The sequence below is a fragment of the Delftia sp. CH05 genome, assembly GCF_009827015.1.
Taxonomy (GTDB): Bacteria; Pseudomonadota; Gammaproteobacteria; order Burkholderiales; family Burkholderiaceae_C; genus Comamonas; species Comamonas tsuruhatensis.
Genome location: NZ_WUMG01000036.1, coordinates 24,670 through 40,639, shown reverse-complemented (window position 1 = coordinate 40,639; position 15,970 = coordinate 24,670). Strand labels below are relative to the sequence as shown.

General features: G+C 68.5%; 16 protein-coding genes. 7 read left to right on the top strand and 9 right to left on the bottom strand.

Going from position 1 to position 15,970, the window contains the following annotated elements:
* Window positions 1–9: 9 nt before the first annotated feature.
* The 5 genes from GRX31_RS22385 to GRX31_RS22365 form a co-directional block, all read right to left on the bottom strand.
* The gene (locus GRX31_RS22385) at window positions 10–1,542 is read right to left on the bottom strand and encodes a PepSY domain-containing protein (RefSeq protein WP_160854887.1); all 1,533 of its coding nucleotides are present in this window, start codon (window positions 1,540–1,542) and stop codon (window positions 10–12) included.
* Window positions 1,543–1,556: 14 nt separating this feature from the next.
* The gene (locus GRX31_RS22380) at window positions 1,557–3,770 is read right to left on the bottom strand and encodes a TonB-dependent receptor (protein WP_160854901.1); all 2,214 of its coding nucleotides are present in this window, start codon (window positions 3,768–3,770) and stop codon (window positions 1,557–1,559) included.
* A 98-nt stretch (window positions 3,771–3,868) separates the two neighbouring features.
* On the bottom strand, window positions 3,869–4,240 hold the full coding sequence (locus GRX31_RS22375; RefSeq protein ID WP_013802509.1) for a DUF2946 family protein: 372 nt from the start codon (window positions 4,238–4,240) through the stop codon (window positions 3,869–3,871).
* Window positions 4,241–4,249: 9 nt separating this feature from the next.
* The gene (locus GRX31_RS22370) at window positions 4,250–4,699 is read right to left on the bottom strand and encodes a DUF192 domain-containing protein (RefSeq protein WP_016445971.1); all 450 of its coding nucleotides are present in this window, start codon (window positions 4,697–4,699) and stop codon (window positions 4,250–4,252) included.
* Window positions 4,700–4,914: 215 nt separating this feature from the next.
* Entirely contained in the window at window positions 4,915–5,136 is a 222-nt protein-coding gene (locus GRX31_RS22365) for a hypothetical protein (protein ID WP_016445972.1), read from the bottom strand.
* Between the two features lie 209 nt (window positions 5,137–5,345).
* Here GRX31_RS22365 and icd point away from each other — a divergent pair, with 209 nt between their 5' ends.
* Window positions 5,346–6,608 carry an NADP-dependent isocitrate dehydrogenase gene (gene icd, locus GRX31_RS22360; RefSeq protein ID WP_012205489.1) on the top strand — a complete coding sequence of 421 codons (1,263 nt, stop codon included), beginning with the start codon at window positions 5,346–5,348 and terminating at the stop codon, window positions 6,606–6,608.
* Window positions 6,609–6,674: 66 nt separating this feature from the next.
* Here the strand turns inward: icd and GRX31_RS22355 are convergent, their stop codons facing one another.
* On the bottom strand, window positions 6,675–7,442 hold the full coding sequence (locus GRX31_RS22355; RefSeq protein WP_016445973.1) for a DsbA family protein: 768 nt from the start codon (window positions 7,440–7,442) through the stop codon (window positions 6,675–6,677).
* A 137-nt stretch (window positions 7,443–7,579) separates the two neighbouring features.
* Here GRX31_RS22355 and GRX31_RS22350 point away from each other — a divergent pair, with 137 nt between their 5' ends.
* The 3 genes from GRX31_RS22350 to mnmH all read left to right on the top strand — a co-directional run bounded on the left by GRX31_RS22350 (window position 7,580) and on the right by mnmH (window position 10,636).
* Entirely contained in the window at window positions 7,580–8,167 is a 588-nt protein-coding gene (locus GRX31_RS22350; protein ID WP_026062969.1) for a retropepsin-like aspartic protease family protein, read from the top strand.
* 47 nt (window positions 8,168–8,214) lie between these two features.
* Complete coding sequence (locus tag GRX31_RS22345) at window positions 8,215–9,345, top strand: serine hydrolase domain-containing protein (protein WP_160854885.1); 1,131 nt, start codon at window positions 8,215–8,217, stop codon at window positions 9,343–9,345.
* Between the two features lie 226 nt (window positions 9,346–9,571).
* A complete protein-coding gene (gene mnmH, locus GRX31_RS22340) occupies window positions 9,572–10,636 on the top strand; it encodes a tRNA 2-selenouridine(34) synthase MnmH (protein WP_337193972.1) in 1,065 nt (354 codons plus the stop codon).
* Window positions 10,637–10,663: 27 nt separating this feature from the next.
* Here mnmH and GRX31_RS22335 read toward each other — a convergent pair whose 3' ends face one another.
* Window positions 10,664–11,299, bottom strand: coding sequence for a LysE family translocator (locus GRX31_RS22335; protein ID WP_160854881.1), 636 nt, complete (start codon window positions 11,297–11,299; stop codon window positions 10,664–10,666).
* A gap of 126 nt (window positions 11,300–11,425) precedes the next feature.
* On the opposite strand from GRX31_RS22335, the gene GRX31_RS22330 reads away from it, so the two are divergent.
* Window positions 11,426–12,955, top strand: coding sequence for an aminotransferase-like domain-containing protein (locus GRX31_RS22330; protein ID WP_160854879.1), 1,530 nt, complete (start codon window positions 11,426–11,428; stop codon window positions 12,953–12,955).
* Window positions 12,956–13,085: 130 nt separating this feature from the next.
* Window positions 13,086–13,865, top strand: coding sequence for a hypothetical protein (locus tag GRX31_RS22325; RefSeq protein WP_160854877.1), 780 nt, complete (start codon window positions 13,086–13,088; stop codon window positions 13,863–13,865).
* Between the two features lie 11 nt (window positions 13,866–13,876).
* Here GRX31_RS22325 and GRX31_RS22320 read toward each other — a convergent pair whose 3' ends face one another.
* Complete coding sequence (locus GRX31_RS22320) at window positions 13,877–14,212, bottom strand: cupin domain-containing protein (RefSeq protein ID WP_016445980.1); 336 nt, start codon at window positions 14,210–14,212, stop codon at window positions 13,877–13,879.
* A 100-nt stretch (window positions 14,213–14,312) separates the two neighbouring features.
* On the bottom strand, window positions 14,313–14,765 hold the full coding sequence (locus tag GRX31_RS22315; RefSeq protein ID WP_012205499.1) for an SRPBCC family protein: 453 nt from the start codon (window positions 14,763–14,765) through the stop codon (window positions 14,313–14,315).
* 221 nt (window positions 14,766–14,986) lie between these two features.
* Between GRX31_RS22315 and GRX31_RS22310 the strand changes: the two genes are divergently transcribed.
* Window positions 14,987–15,970 carry a Bug family tripartite tricarboxylate transporter substrate binding protein gene (locus GRX31_RS22310; protein ID WP_160854875.1) on the top strand — a complete coding sequence of 328 codons (984 nt, stop codon included), beginning with the start codon at window positions 14,987–14,989 and terminating at the stop codon, window positions 15,968–15,970.

Here is a 15,970-nt window from a genome sequence, read left to right as displayed (position 1 = left end):
GTATGGCGGCTAACCATGTGGCTGCGCCTCCAGGCAAGCAGTGGTCTGTGCGCGATGGCTGCGCTTGCGGCCCAGCCTGCGCACGCCTATGACCACGCCCGTGGCGCTCATCAGCAGGCCGCCTAGGCTGAAGGCCAGCAGCAGCGCATCCCACAGCGGCCGGCGCTGCAGCAGCGGCAGCCAGTCCCAGCTGTGCAGCATGGCGAACAGCCAGCGCTTGAGGCGCTGGATGCCGTCCAGCCGGCCCAGCACCTGGCCCGTGTGCGGGTCGATGTGCACCCAGCTGGCCGCGGCATCGCCAAAGACCACGCGCAGAACGGGCAGGGGCTTGTCATGGCCGCCCATCATGGTGTGCTCGGCGCGCTCGTACCAGTACAGGTCGTGCGCGGTCAGCCATTCGCTGCGCAGCACGGGTGCGTCGATCAGCACGGCCGCGCGGTCCAGTAGGGCCTCGCGTGAGTGGGCTGCGGGCGCTGCGCTGGCGCTGTCCAGCACCAGGGGCGTGCCGGCTGCGGGCTGGGCCAGCACCTCGGTGCGGCCTGCGGTGCGCAGCCAGCGCAGTTCGCGCACGGGACCGCCCGCCGCGGCGATCAGCGACTGCGGCGTGGCGTCGTCCCCGGTCAGGCGCAGCGGGCCCTGTTGCCACCGGGACATGTGCAGTGGCGGCGTGCCCGTGTCGAACAGGCGCCAGGGGTTCATGGACATCAGGCCGCTGAAGATCCAGGCCAGCGTGGTCAGCGCGAACAGCAGGCCTGCCACATGGTGCCAGCGCATGGCGCGGCCCGGGTAGGGCGTGCGCAGGCCGCTGCGGTAGGGCTGCCTGAACCGCCAGCGCATCACCCCGACCACGGTGCCGGTGATGGCCACGGCAATGCCGACCAGCGACAGCACGTTGACGATGTCGGCCCAGGCGCCATCAAAGGCATTGCCCCGGAACATGTACAGCCAGTGCAGCCAGGCGCCCAGGTAGTTCCAGCCGCGCTCGGTGCGCGTGGCATCGCGCACCACCTCGGCCGTCGTGCCGGAGATGTAGAGCAGCGTGCTCTGGGCATCGTCAAGCTGCACGCGGTGCAGGGGGCGGTGGATGTCCAGCGCGCGCGAGTGGCTGAAGGCATCCTCATCCACCGTGCCCAGGTAGTGCAGGCCCGTGCCGTCCCCCGCGAAGGCGCGCGCGCTGGCCAGGGCCTGTGCCTGGCTGGTGGCGCCCAACACCTGGCCGCTGGCCGCATCGATGGCCACGGGCTGGCGCCGCCCCTCGGGCGTGACCAGGTAGCTGGCACGGCCGGCGCTGCCGGCATGCAGGCGCAGGTCCTTGAGCGGGCCGTCGATGCCGGCCGCGCGCAGCGCCTCGGCGGGCGCGAGCAGGGCGGCGTTGCCATCGAGCGCCGGCAGGTGGCGCAGCCGCTCGGCCTGCGTGAGCTTGGGGTAGCCCACGTACATCATCACCATGCCCGAGACAAACCACAGCGCAAAGAACAGGCACAGGGCAATGCCCAGCCAGCGGTGCAGCAGGAACAGCCAGCGTTTGAGGTGAAGGCGCATGGTGCGTCTCCTGCTCAGAAGGCCACGCGCAGCGAAATGTCTGCCGTGCGCGGCGCGCCCAGGTAGGCCATGGTGCTGGTCAGGCTGGCGGCGTAGACGCGGTCCGTGGCATTGCGCAGCCGTGCAACCACGGTCATGCGCGGGTCGATGCGGTAGCTCAGGCCCAGGTCCAGCAGGGTGTAGGCGGGCCAGGACAGCGTGTTGGCCGCATCGGCATAGATGCCTCCCACGCGGCGCAGCCCGGCATTGACCTCCAGCGCCGGCGTGATGCGGTAGCTGGTCCAGAGGTTGAGCACGCTGGCGGGCGTGTTCGTGGGTCGCTTGCCCGCCAGGGACACGCCGCCTTGCTGATAGTTGTCATAGCGCGCGTCCACATGGCTCCAGTTGCCCTGGATGGACCATCGCGGCGTGGGCGCCAGGCCCATGGACAGCTCCACCCCGCGCGAGGACTGCTGGCCCACCAGCACCGTGCGCGTGCTGTCCTGCGGGTCCTGGGTGGAGATGTTGCGGCGCGTGATGCGATAGACCGCCAGCGCCGCCGTTCCCTTGCCCTGCCAGAACGACAGCTTGCTGCCCGCCTCCACCTGGCGGCCCGTGGTCAGCCCGGTGTTGTTGATGGCATCGGCAAACGAGGCGCCCATCAGCATGCCCGACGGCGGATCGGCCGCCGTGGAGAACTGTGCGTAGAGATTGGCCTCGGGCGTGGCATCCCAGACCAGGCCCACGCGCCCGGTCGTCGGGCTATAGCTGCGGCTGTAGCTGGCGGGCAGCGCGGGCGTCACATCGCGCCGGTTGGTCAGGTCCACCTCGATGCGTTCATGGCGCAGCGCCGTCAGCAGGTGCAGGGCAGGAGTGAGGGCCGTGCGGTTTTCCAGGTAGAGCGCGGTGGTGGTGACCTTGTTGTCGCGGTCGGGCCTGAAGCCGGGCGCCATGCCGGGAATGTCGTAGAAGTTCTCTGTCGTGAAATCGTAGGGATTGACCGTGCTCACCGTGCCCGACAGGCTGTTCGGAAAGCGTGTCTGCCGGTTCACGCTCACATCCAGCCCAAAAGCCCATTCGCTGCGCCGGCCGGCCAGCTCGCCCAGGTAGCTGCCTTCGATGCGGTCGCCCACCATGCGCTGGTCATGGCGCTGCAGCAGCGCCGCCGAGCGCACCACCGCGGTGTTGTCGGGCGTGAAGCGGTAGGTCTCCACGTTGCGGTAGTCGCGCAGCGCGTCATAGGCGTAGAAGGTGTTGCTCAGCTTGAGCCGGTCGCTGGCCCGCCATTCGGTGATGGAGCGCAGCCACTGCACGCGCTGGGCATACAGGCCGTCGGCGCTGTTGTAGTTCTTGCCTAGGGTCGCCTCGTCAATGCGCGCCTGGCCGCGCAGCGGGTTGAGCAGCGGCGTGCCCCAGTAGGGGCGGTCCACGCGCTCATGCTGGGCCTCGTAGGCCAGGGTATGCGTCAGGCCGCCACCCAGGTCGGACAGCAGCGAGGTCGCCAGCTGCGTGGAGCGCGACTGCGTGCCGCCCACCCAGCTGCCGGCATCGCGGTGGTTGAGGTCCAGGCGCAGGTAATGGGTGGTGCCCTGGCTGTCAGTGGCATCGCCCAGGCGGCGGTTCAGCCCGACGGAGGCTTCCTTCAACCCGTAGCTGCCCAGGCGCAGCTGGCCTTCGGTGAAGCTGTCGCGCTGGGCCAGCTTGGTGATGTAGTTCAGCGTGCCGCCCACGCCGCCTGCGCCGTAGAGAAAGCCGGAGGCGCCGCCCACGGCCTCCACCCGGTCGTAGATCCAGCTGTCCACGGGTCGGGCCGCAATGGAGTACTGCAGGTTGATGCCGTTGAACAGCTGGCTGACCGACCCCGTGCCGAAGCCCCGGTAGCTGATGCCGATGTTGCCGGGCGGGCTGTAGGCCGTGACGCCCGGAATGGAGCGCAGGATCTCCTGCGTGTCCTGGGCGCCACGCGCCTCGATGGCTGCGCGGTCCACGATGTGCACCGAGGCCGGCGTCTCGCGCGCCGTCAGGCCCAGGCGGCTGGCCGTGCCCACGGTCTTGTTCAGCGGCAGCAGGCCGTTGGCATCGGCCGTGGCCTGGTCGGAGACCTCGACGGGGGCCAGCGGGATATCGGCCTGTGCCTGCGCTTGCGCTTGCACGCCAGGCGTCCAGGCCGTGCCCAGCGCGCAGCACAGCGCTACGGCCAGGGGATGGGGGCGAAAGAGGGGTGCAGGCAGGCGCAGAGGCGCTGCCATCGCGGGGAAGGGGAAGGAATTCACGAACTGACTCCGGGTCTTGCGCCGCGCATGCGGCGCAGGCGGGCCGGGCGCGCATCAGCAGGCCCGGCGGCGATTCAAGAGAACACGGCAGTCAGCGGAGGAGGGCCGCGCGCCGGCAGCGGCGCGCGTGTGACGGAGGCAATGTGCGCCGCCACCAGCGGCAGCAGCGCGTGGGCCAGCGGCTGCTGGTGGGGCACGGCCATCTGCGGCAGGGCCGGCGGCGGTGCACCAGCGGGCAGGCACATGGGGCAGTCAAGCTGGTGGTGGCCCATGCCCGGGGCTGCGCTGTCGCCCAGCGCCACCAGCTTGACGTCGCCGCTGGCCGTGCAGACCAGCTCGAAACCCTGGGGATGGACCAGGGGCGAAGCCACGGCAACGCCCAGCGTCACGGCAAACCAGGCCAATATCAGCCGGGTGAGCCAGAACGAGGAGCGAAGCGCTTGCATGGGCCGTGATTATGGCTTGGCGGGCGCGGGCGTGAACAGGCTGCCGCCCAGCTTGACGCCGGCCTTCAGGCCGCGCTTGGCGAACCAGCCCTGGTTCATCTCCAGCACATAGCGCACGGGCTTGGCCGAGCAGTGCGAGTCCTCGGTCATGGGCTTCATGTCGGCCAGGTTCACGATGGTGCCGTCATCGGCCACGAAGGCGGCGGTCAGCGGCAGCAGGGTGTTGCGCATCCAGAAGCACTGCACGGCAGGCACCTCGAAGACGAAGATCATGCCCTCCTGCTGGGGCATGTCCTGGCGGAACATCAGGCCGATGGCGCGCTCGCGGTCCGATGCGGCCACCTGTGCGTCGATGCGGTGGATTCCGGCCGTCAACTCCACGCGGCGCAGGTTCATCTGGGGGCTGCCCTGGGGCTGTGCGCCTGCCGATACGGCGGCGCCAGCCAGGCAGGCGGCCATGAGCAACCGCTGCAGCGCGCGGCGGGAAAGGGATGTGTGGAGGGGTGTCGAAGGCTTCGTCATCTTGCACATTCTGTCGCAGGGGGCGCGTGGCCGGACGCAAAAATCGGCCTGGCCGGGCCATCAGGGCCGGGCGGGCGGCAAAAAGCCCGCAGTGCATTGCTGACTTGCGGGCTTTTTTTGAGGGGATGCCAGCGGGCATCCCGGCGCCTGGATCAGGCCACGGCCTTGTGTGCCTTCTTGGTGGAACGCTTGGCGTGCTTCTTGCCGGAATGCTTGCCGCTCTTGGCGACCTTGGCCTTCTTGGCTGTGTGAGCGGGAGCAGCTGCGGAAGCGGCCGTGGGAGCCGACATCGGCGTTTCGGGTGCTGCGGCGGCCTGTGCGAAGGCGCCTGCGGCAAACGAACCGGCGACCAGGACAGCGAGGAGTTTTTTCATATATGCCATTTCCTAGAAAAGCGGTAGAAGCCAAGTTGAACCAGACAGCGGTGCGAAATTGTTGATGCACCGCAGATGCTCAACGCACTGACTGTATCGCCGTTGACAGGAAGGCGGCCCGATTGTCGTTAGAATTTTCTGCACCAAATTTGTGCCCATTCCGGGCATTCACTCTTGCCTCGTGCACCAGCCAACGGAGACCCGTCCCCATGAACCGCTTCCAGCACATCCAGGTGCCGGCCGAGGGCCAGAAGATCACTGTCAACGCCGACATGTCGTTGAACGTGCCAGACCAGCCCATCATTCCTTTCATCGAAGGCGACGGCACCGGCGTGGACATCACGCCCGTGATGATCAAGGTGGTGGATGCCGCCGTGGCCAGGGCCTATGGCGGCAAGCGCAAGATCCAGTGGATGGAGGTCTTCGCGGGCGAGAAATCCACGCGCATCTACGGCCCCGATGTCTGGCTGCCCGAGGAAACCATGCAGGCCCTTCGCGAGTACGTGGTCTCCATCAAGGGCCCGCTGACCACGCCCGTGGGCGGCGGCATCCGCTCGCTGAACGTGGCGCTGCGCCAGGAGCTGGACCTCTACGTCTGCCTGCGCCCCGTGCAGTATTTCAAGGGCGTGCCCTCGCCGCTGAAGGAGCCCGAGAAGACCAACATGGTCATCTTCCGCGAGAACTCCGAGGACATCTACGCGGGCATCGAGTACGAGGCCCGCAGCGACAACGCCAAGAAGCTCATCGACTTCCTGGTCAAGGAAATGGGTGTCAAGAAGATCCGCTTCCCCGAGACCTCGGGCATCGGCGTCAAGCCCGTGTCCATCGAGGGCACGGAGCGCCTGGTGCGCAAGGCCATCCAGTACGCCATCGACAATGACAAGCCCAGCGTGACCCTGGTCCACAAGGGCAACATCATGAAGTTCACCGAAGGGGGCTTCCGCGACTGGGGCTACGCGCTGGCCGCGCGCGAGTTCGGCGCCCAGCCCATCGACGGCGGACCCTGGCTCAAGTTCAAGAACCCGCGCACGGGCCGCGACATCGTCATCAAGGACTCGATTGCCGACGCCTTCCTGCAGCAGATCCTGCTGCGCCCGGCCGAGTACTCGGTGGTGGCCACGCTCAACCTCAACGGCGACTACATCTCGGACGCGCTGGCGGCCCAGGTCGGCGGCATCGGCATTGCGCCCGGCGCCAACATGTCCGACTCCGTGGCCTGCTTCGAGGCCACGCACGGCACGGCCCCCAAGTACGCGGGCAAGGACTATGTGAACCCGGGCTCCGAAATCCTCTCGGCCGAGATGATGCTGCGCCACATGGGCTGGCGCGAGGCGGCCGATCTGGTCATCAGCGCGCTGGAAAAGGCCATCCAGAGCAAGCAGGTGACCTACGACTTCGCCCGCTTGATGGACGGCGCCACCCAGGTGTCGTGCTCCGGCTTTGGCGAGGTGATGATCTCCAAGATGGATTGACGGGCGCCCGCGCTCCATGAAAAAACCGCGCCAGGGCGCGGTTTTTCTTTGACGGGCGTTGACGGGTCAGCTCTTGGGTAGCGCACAGCCATCGGGCCCGCAGTCCTCGCCTTGGGGCGCGGTCTGCTCGCCGGCGGTGATGGCCGCCACCTGCTGCACCCACTCGCCCAGCTGCGTTGCCCAGCCCTGTGCATCTCCCAGCCAGGGACCGATGTCGATGCGCTGGATGGCGCGCTGGCCCGGCTGCTCGGCCTCGGGGTGGTCGAACTCCAGCGCGAAGGTCGGGAAACCCTGGCCCTGTGCCAGGTTCAGCCATTCGCGCGCCTGGGTGATATGCGCCTGGGTGGCAGCGCCGGACAAGCGCTGGAAGGCCTGGGCAAAGGCCTCGCCGTCCAGTCCCAGGTCACGGGCCAGTTCCTGCAGCACGGCGGGGTCGCTGATGCGGCGGCCTTCCACGTAGTGGGCCTGCTGCTGGCGCGCCAGCATGTCCAGGCCCCGGCCCGCCAGTTCCTCGGCGGCCAGCAGGGCCGTGGTGGGCGGCTCCGAGTCCAGCACGGCGCCCAGGTCGTTGAGCAGGCCGTCGAAGTAGGCAGGGCCGAACGGCTGGCCCGTCATCTCGGCAATGCGCTGGTCGTGCGGCATCACATGGCCGCGCCAGTCGGCCGTGATGGTGCGGGTGTGGGCGCCCGTGAGCATGCCGCCGCCATGCCATTGCAGCGTGACGCCGGGCACGCTGCGCGCGGCCTTGACCAGGGGCGCGGCGGCATAGCACCAGCCGCACAGCGGGTCGAAGATGTAGTGAAGGACAAAGGGCGGCTGCGCGGTCGTGGTCATGGCAGGAGCGGGCTGTGATGAAGGCGCCCACTGTAGCGGCTATTGGCTTGCCCGTGACGGGGCAGGGCCGCAGGCAGAATGGGCGACTGCCGCCGTGCAGCCACCGTGCTGCCATCGTCGATCCCGTCTGCATTGCCATGCGCCTCAAGTCCACGCCGCCTCCGTCCGATCCGTCCGACCCGTCCGCTTCCTCTGCACCGGCCGCCGAGCCCAGCGTCCAGTCCGTCGCCCGGCGCGGCATGCTGGGTTTTCTGCTGTTCTGGCTGCTGGTCATGGGCGTGCTGTACTGGGCCATGCAGATGTACCTGAAGCCGGCCGGCGTCAAGGTCCAGGCCGATGGCACGGTGGCCATTGCGCGTGACCGTGACGGGCATTTCCGCGTGGAAGGGGCCGTCAACGGGCAGCCCGTGCTGTTCCTGGTGGACACGGGCGCCAGCATGGTCGGCGTGACCGAGCCGCTGGCCGAGCGCGCAGGCCTGGACGGCGGCGAGCCGGTTCGCTTTCGTACCGCCAATGGCGAGCGCGACGGCCGCATGGTGGTGGCCGATCAGGTGCGCGTGGCCTCCCTGGTGGTCAGCGGCCTGCGCGTGGGTACGGGCTATACGGGCAGCACGGACAGGGATGCGCTGCTGGGCCAGAACTTCCTGCGCCAGTTCGATGTGGAAATACGCGGCGACCGCATGCTGATCCATCCGCGCGGCAGCGGGTCTTCGCCCAGGCAGTAAGTACGTAAGCAACTAAGTAACTAACTAGCTAAGCAAGGGAGAGGGACATGACAAACAACGGCTTTCGCACCGACAGGCGCAGGTGGCTGCAGACGGGCGCAGCCCTGGCGACGCTGGGCTGCACGGCCTGTGCCAGCGTGGGGCAGGGCGGTGCCTTTTCCACCGGCACCGGCACCGGCACCGGCACCGGCCTGGCCGAGGACCTGGGCGAACGCCTGGACCAGGGCGTGCAGAGCGGAGAACTGGCGAACCTGCACGCTGTCGTCGTGATGCGCCACGGCCGGCTGGCGCTGGAGCGCTATTTCGAGGGCGAGGACGAACGCTGGGGGGAGCCGCTGGGCAAGGTGGCCTTCAACGCCGACTCCCTGCACGATGTGCGCTCGGTCAGCAAGAGCATCGTCGGCCTGCTGTACGGCATGGCCTTGGCCGAGGGCAAGGTGCCCGCGCTGGACACGCCCCTTGTCCAGGCTTTTCCCGCCTACGGCGATCTGGCGGCCGATGGGCGCCGGCGCGCCATCCTCATCTCCCATGCCCTGGGCATGACCATGGGCCTGCAATGGGACGAGGACCTTCCGTATTCCGACCCGCGCAACAGCGAAATCGCCATGGAGCGCAGCAGCGACCGCTACCGCTACGTGCTGGAGCAGCCCGTCGTCGCCCCGCCCGGCGAACGCTGGTGCTACAGCGGCGGGGCGACGGCCCTGCTGGGCCATCTGATCGCGCAGGGCAGCGGCATGCCCCTGTTGGACTATGCGCGGCACAAGCTGTTTGCTCCGCTGGGCATCGACAAGGCCGAGTGGACGCCTGGCACCAACGGCGAGGCGGCCGCCGCCTCCGGCCTGCGCCTGCGGGCGCGGGACCTGGCCCGCATCGGCCAGCTGGTGCTGCAGCAGGGCGAATGGCAAGGCCGGGCGCTGGTGGCCCGGCATTGGATTGTGCAATCCATGCAGCCGCGCGTGGACGCCTGGCCCGGCCTGCGCTACGGCCACCACTGGTACGTGGGGCAGACCCGCGCCGGCCTGGCGTACTACATGGCCATCGGCCTGGGAGGCCAGCGGCTGGTGATCGTGCCCCAGCATTCGCTGGTGTATGCCGTCTTCATGGGCAACTACGACAGCCCCCAGCAGGTGCAGCGCGTGGCGGCCGTGCAGGGCCTGGTCGCCGCTGCCTTGCGTTGACAGCCTTGCCCTGACAGCCGTGCGCGGGCACGGCGGGCGTGCGAGAATCCCCGCTTCCAAGGTCGGCCGCATGCCCGGCTCGCGCAAGCAGGGCGCGAAGCGGGGCGGGCCGGTGCGTGTCGAGGCTCGATCCACTTTCCTGGTTCCGGTGCCGGCCCATGAGCCCCAGAGGCCATGGCGCCGGTTGTTTCTGCCTCCCGCATGATCGCCAGATCACCGTTTGCCCGTGTCCCACCGCCAGCCCATCCGCATCGCCGACCGCCACCAGTTCGACACCCTGATCGACGCCCGTTCGCCTGCCGAATTCGCGCAGGACCACATTCCCGGTGCCATCAACTGCCCCGTGCTCGACAACGAGGAGCGCGCCCGGATCGGCACCATCTACAAGCAGGTCAGCCCCTTCGAGGCCAAGCGCCTGGGCGCGGCCATGGTCTCGGCCAACCTGGCGCGCCATCTGCAGGAAACCTTCGCCGACAAACCCGCCAACTGGAAGCCGCTGGTCTACTGCTGGCGCGGCGGCCTGCGCAGCGGCTCCATGGTCACCTGGCTGCGCCTGGTCGGCTGGGATGCCCAGCAACTGGCCAACGGCTACAAGTCCTATCGCGGCCATGTGATCGAGCTGATCGACCGCCTGGTGCCCCAGCTGCGCCTGCAGGTGCTGTGCGGCGCCACCGGCAGCGCCAAGACCCGCGTGCTGCATGCCCTGGCCGAGGCCGGCGAGCAGGTGCTGGACCTGGAGGGCTATGCCAGCCACAAGGGCTCCTTGCTGGGCAACCTGCCCGGCGTGGAGCAGCCCAGCCAGAAATACTTCGAGACGCTGCTGGCCCAGCAGCTGGAGAGTTTCGACACCGCACGCACCGTGTACGTGGAAGGCGAGAGCGCCAAGATCGGTCGCGTGTCCCTGCCGCTGGTGCTGGTCGAGCACATGCGCCAGTCGCCCGTGATTGCGCTCGATGCCACGCCCGAGGCACGCCTGGCCTACCTGCTGCGCGACTACGCCTACCTGGGCGACGATCCGCAGATGCTGGCCGACAAGCTGGGCTGGCTCAAGGAGCTGCAGGGCAAGGAGACCATCTCGCGCTGGCAGGCCTGGGCGCATGAGCGCAGCCTCTCGCCGCTGTTCTCCGAGCTCATGGCCCAGCACTACGACCCGCACTACGAGCGCTCGCAGGAGCGGCATTTCACGCAGTGGCGCACGCGCCGCAGCGTGCAGGCCGACGACCTCAGCGAGGCTGGCATCGCCGCGCTGGCGCAGCAGATACTGGCGCTGGATGGGGCATCGGCCGCATGAAGCAGCCGGGTGGATCAGGCGTTTGAATCAGGCGTGTGAATCTGCCAGCACCGGGTACAGCGACAGCAGCAGCAGGGCGGCCATGCCCCAGTTGAAGCGGCGCAGTGCCTGCGGCGAGCGCAGCGCGCGCCCCACGGCGCTGCCGAACAGCGTCCAGACGCTGACGCTGGGATAGTTCACGATGCCCAGCACCAGCGCCGCCAGCACCAGGTTGATGAAGAAATCCTCGCGCGGCGTGTAGGTGGCAATCACGCCGATGGCCATGATCCAGGCCTTGGGGTTGACCCACTGGAAGGCCGCCGCCTGCCAGAACCCGAAGGGCTGGGCACCCGCGTTGCCGCCGTCGATGCCGCCGCTGCCCGCGATCTTCCAGGCCAGCCAGACCAGGTAGGCCGCGCCCAGGTACTTGAGCGCGGTGTAGATCACCGGCAGGCGCTCGAACACCGCGCCCAGCCCCGCGCCCACCAGCAGCACCATGACCACCACGCCCAGGGTGATGCCCAGCATATGGGGCACCGTGCGGCGGTAGCCGAAGGTGGCGCCCGAGGCCGTCAACATCACATTGTTGGGGCCGGGCGTGACGGAGCTGACGAAGGAGAACATGGCCAGCGGCAGCAGGAACGAGGTGTGGGCGGTATCGAAGGGCATGGTGGCAACAGGCATGACAGGGGATCCGGCGCCCTGTCTGCGCATGCCGCAGGCCGCGGCGCCGTCAGGCCATGCTAATGGCAGTGTTCGGTACAGTAGCAGTACACTTTGCCAGAACAATTTGCCAACTGGCCTGCCCACATGACCCTGACACTTGATCTCGCAGCCACGCCGAAGCAAGCGCAGGCACAGCAGACACCGCAGACATCGAGTGCATCCTCCGCTACGGCTTTCCAGGCCGCTGCGCCCTGGCGTCCGCTGCGCTCCTCGGATCTCTCGCTGGTCGAGCAGCTCGTGGACCACTACGGCAGCCTCATCCGCCACCATGGCCTGCGCGCGGGCTCGCGGCTGCCCTCGGTGCGCGCGCTGGCCCAGCAGGCCGGCGTCAGCCGCGATACCGTGGTCCAGGCCTACGACCGGCTGGCCGCCCAGGGCCTGGTGCATTCGCGGCGCGGCTCGGGCGTCTTCGTCAGCGCCCGGCGCGCGGCCCAGGCCTTGCCGCGCGCCAGCCAGGGCCTGCCCACGCTGGAGCAGGGCGCAGCCTTCGATACCGCCTTTCTGTTACGCAGCATGTTCCGCGAAGGCACGGAGCATTCGGGCGACGCCGGCATGCTGCCGCCGGAATGGCTGGATCAGGAGATGCTGGCCTCGGCCCTGCGCGCCGTCGGCCGCAGCACGGGCACCAGCCTGCTGACCTATGGCGTGCCCCAGGGCTATCTGCCGCTGCGCCAGCAGATCGCCTCGGTGCTGCAGGCCCAGGACGTGCCAGCCCACCCCGAGGCCCACCTGATGACCGTGGCCGGTGTCACGCAGGGGCTGGACCTCATCGTGCGCAGCCTGGTGCGCCCTGGCGATACCGTGCTGGTGGAAGACCCCGGCTGGTTTCTCATCTTCGGCCGGCTCAACGCCCTGGGGGTGAACGTGGTCGGCGTGCCCCGCCTGCCCGGCGGCCCCGACGTGGAGGCGCTGGAGCGGCTGGCCCGCCAGCACCAGCCCCGGCTTTTCATCCTGAACACGGCCGTGCACAATCCCACGGGCCAGACCCTGTCGGCCGGCGTGGCCCATGAGGTGCTGCGCATTGCCGAGCGCCACGACTTCTACCTGGCCGAGGACGACACCTACTCCGACTTCCTGCCCGGCGTGCCCGTGCGCCTGGCCGCCATGGACCGGCTGCAGCGCGTGCTCCTGGTGGGCGGCTACTCCAAGACCCTGGCCGGCAGCCTGCGCGTGGGCTATGTCGCGGCACACACCGACCTGATACGGCGGTTGACCGACCTCAAGCTGCTGGGCGGCCTGACCACGGCGCTGCCGGGCGAGCAGGTGGTGCACCGCGTGCTGGCCGACGGCCAGTACCGCAAGCATGTGGACCGCCTGCGCGAGCGCGTGGACCGCGCGCGCAACCGCTGCCTGCGCATGCTCGAAGCCCTGGACTGCCGCGCCCCGCACGAGCCGCAGGCCGGCATGTTCGCCTGGGTGGACTGCGGCGTGGACTCGGAGGTGCTGGCCCGCCATGCCGCGCCGCAGGGCCTGCTGCTGGCGCCGGGCCTGCTGTTTTCGCCCAGGCAGGCCGCGGGCAGCATGCTGCGCATTCCCGTGCCCATGGTGGAGCAGCCCCAGACCTGGAAGATCCTTGGCCACCTGCTGGCGCAGCACCGGGGCGGTGGTGGATGAGTGGACGGTGCAGCAACACTGCCTGACGGGAGGTTGACGCTGCCGGCGCCAGGGCATGTAAGACACGGCATCGGGCCTCGGCGCCCCGGTAGCGCGCTGCTATCGTTCCGGGATGATTATTGAGCTTGTCTTGCCAGGGGAGGCCGGCCGCAGAGCCGGGGTGAACGACAGCCAGCTCCGGCCGGGAGGTGGCGCTGCGCGCCGCCTGGCGCCCGTGCTGGCGCTGCTGCTGACAGCGGGTTGCGCCGACACGCCCGCGCCGCGCGGCAAGGTGGAGGGCGCCTCGTTCGAGCCCAGCGAAATCGTGCAGTCCGACAGCAACCGCATGGCCACGCTGGCCATGAAGGAGAACCTGGACAGCCTGATGCGCATCATGGACAAGCTCTACCTGCGCAACCCCGCCGAGTGGAAGAAAACCGCCGAAAGCCGCGAGGCCGCATCCGCCTACGTGCGCATCGCCATCACCGAGCGCCAGCCCTGGGCCGACCTGCGCGGCGCCCAGGACGTGGCCGCGCTCTCGCTGGCGCTGCAGCCCGACTTCAAGGGCGACCGCGTGGCCGCCTTCGTCCATGCGCTGGCCGACACCATCATCACGGCCCACGGCGGGCGCACCAGCTTCACCCTGGTCCATGGGCTGGACCCGCAGCTGATCTACAACGCTGCGCGCAACGTGGAAGTGGCCAACTGGATACTCAACTCACGGCGCAATGCCGCAGGCGGGCCGCTGCTGCTGTCCAACCACCTGGGCGACGACGCGCGCAACCTGAGCTTCGAGCGCGAGATGGGCAAGATCATCGGCCGGCTGGACCTGATCGCCAACTACACCACCGAGCGCTACAGGCGCTCCTTCATCGGCTACGGGCAGGGACTGGTGGCGGGACCCTTCATGCAGTTCCTGCCCGTGCGCTGAGGCGGCAGGCGTCAGGACTCGTCACACAGAACGATGGTGACCAGAGCGGAGGTGTCTTCGATGGCGCGTACCGCATGCGCCATGTTGGCCGGCAGGTGCATCAGCTGGCCGGCCTGCAGGGACTGGCGGCTTTCGCCGAGCATCACCTCCAGCTCGCCTTCCAGGCAATGCAGGCTGACGCTGCCAGGCACCTTGTGCGGCGGCAGCGACTGGCTGGCGCGCAGCACCACGCGGATGACCTCCATGTCCTGGGACTTGAACAGGGCACAGGTCCGGGCGCCCGCCAGCCGCGCACCAAACGGCAGGACATCGATGGCTTGAGCGGTCAGTGCAAAGGGGGTGGCCATGGCGGACCTCCAGGCGTTGGCGGGCAATACTGCCATTGTCCTCCGAAGCACCGCAATCCATCAACCGCAGCTGTGTGACAGCAGGGGCTTGTGCAGGGTCTCAGCCCGGCACGCTGGCCTCCACCAGCAGGGTCAGCAACTGCAGCGACTCCTGCCAGCCCAGGTGACAGGCCTCGGCGGGAATGACGGCGGGCACGCCTTCCTGGGTCACATCCATTTCAGTGCCGCAGAACACCTCGCGCAGCGTGATGGTGGTGATCATCTCGCCAGGCAGTTGCGGGTCGTCGAAGCGGTCGGTATGGCGTACCAGCCGGCCAGGCTCCAGGTCCAGGAACTCCCCGCCGAAGCCGCTGCGCCCTCCCGTGGACAGATTGACGAAGGCCATGCGGTAGCGCCCGCCGACCCGGGCGTCGAACTCGGGCACCTCGCAGATGTAGCCGTGGGGCGGCAGCCATTTTGCAAGGGCAGCGGCCGTGGTGAAGGCCTGGTACACGCGCTGCGGCGGCGCCTTGAGGACGCGGTGCAGCCGGATGGTGTGGACGGTGTGTGACATGCGGAACTCCTTGGCGTGGTGTCGTGCAGGGCTGCCAGCCTCGCACCGATGCAGTCCGTGTGCAAGAGGCGGGATCTGGAGGCTGAAGAGGGATTCAATGATTCATAAATCGAATCCTTGCTTGGTTTTAAAGAATTGGACTTGAATCATTGACGCCCGCACCATGGCGGCGAGCGCTGGATACACAGCGCCGCTTTCCATAGGAAACAGGAGACAAGCAAATGAAGCATTCCCCGTTGCGCAGGGCCCTGGCCCTTGGCGCTCTCAGCACCATTGCGGCCGTGGCCGCGCCCTCCGTATCGGCGCAGGGGGGTTACCCCTCCAATCCCATCACCCTGGTCGTGCCGTTCGCGGCGGGCAGCGGCACGGACGCCGTGGCGCGCCTGGTGGCTACCCGGCTGGGCGAGCGGCTCAAGCAGCCCGTGATCGTGGACAACAAGGCTGGCGCCAATGCCCAGATCGCCGCCAACCATGTGGCCAAGGCCAAGCCGGACGGCTACACGCTGTTCATGACCACCAACACCTCGCACTCGGCCAACCCCTGGCTGGTCAAGGGCCTGAAGTACGACCCCGTCAAGGATTTCACGCCCGTGGCGCGTGTGGGCGAGCTGCCGTTCGCGCTGCTGGTCCATCCCTCCGTTCCGGCCAAGACCGTGCAGGAACTCATCGACTACGCCAAGGCCAATCCCGACCGCCTGTCCTACGGCACGCCCAACAGCACCTCGCTGGTCGCCTCGGAAACCTTCAAGTACGTCACGCACGCCCAGATCACCTCCGTGCCCTACAAGTCCAGCCCGCAGGCGCTGACCGATCTCATGGGCAACCAGATCCAGGTCTACGTGGCCGACCTGGGCTCGGCCTGGGGCACGATCAAGACCGACCGCGTGCGCACCCTGGCCGTCACGGCGGCCAAGGGTTCCACCCTGCTGCCCAATGTGCCGGCCATCGGCAAGACGCTGCCGGGCTTCGACATCACGTCGTGGAACGGCATCTTCGGCCCGGCCGGGATGCCGGTCGAGATCACCGAGCGGCTGAACACCGAGCTGCAGGCCATCCTCAAGGACAAGGCCGTGCAGGAGCAACTGGCCCAGGTCGGCTTCGAGGTCTGGCCCACGGCCACGCCTGCCGAGTTCGCCACCTATGTGAAGGACCAGATGGCCCGCTGGGGGCAACTGGTCAAGCAGGCGGGCATCGAGGCGCAGTGA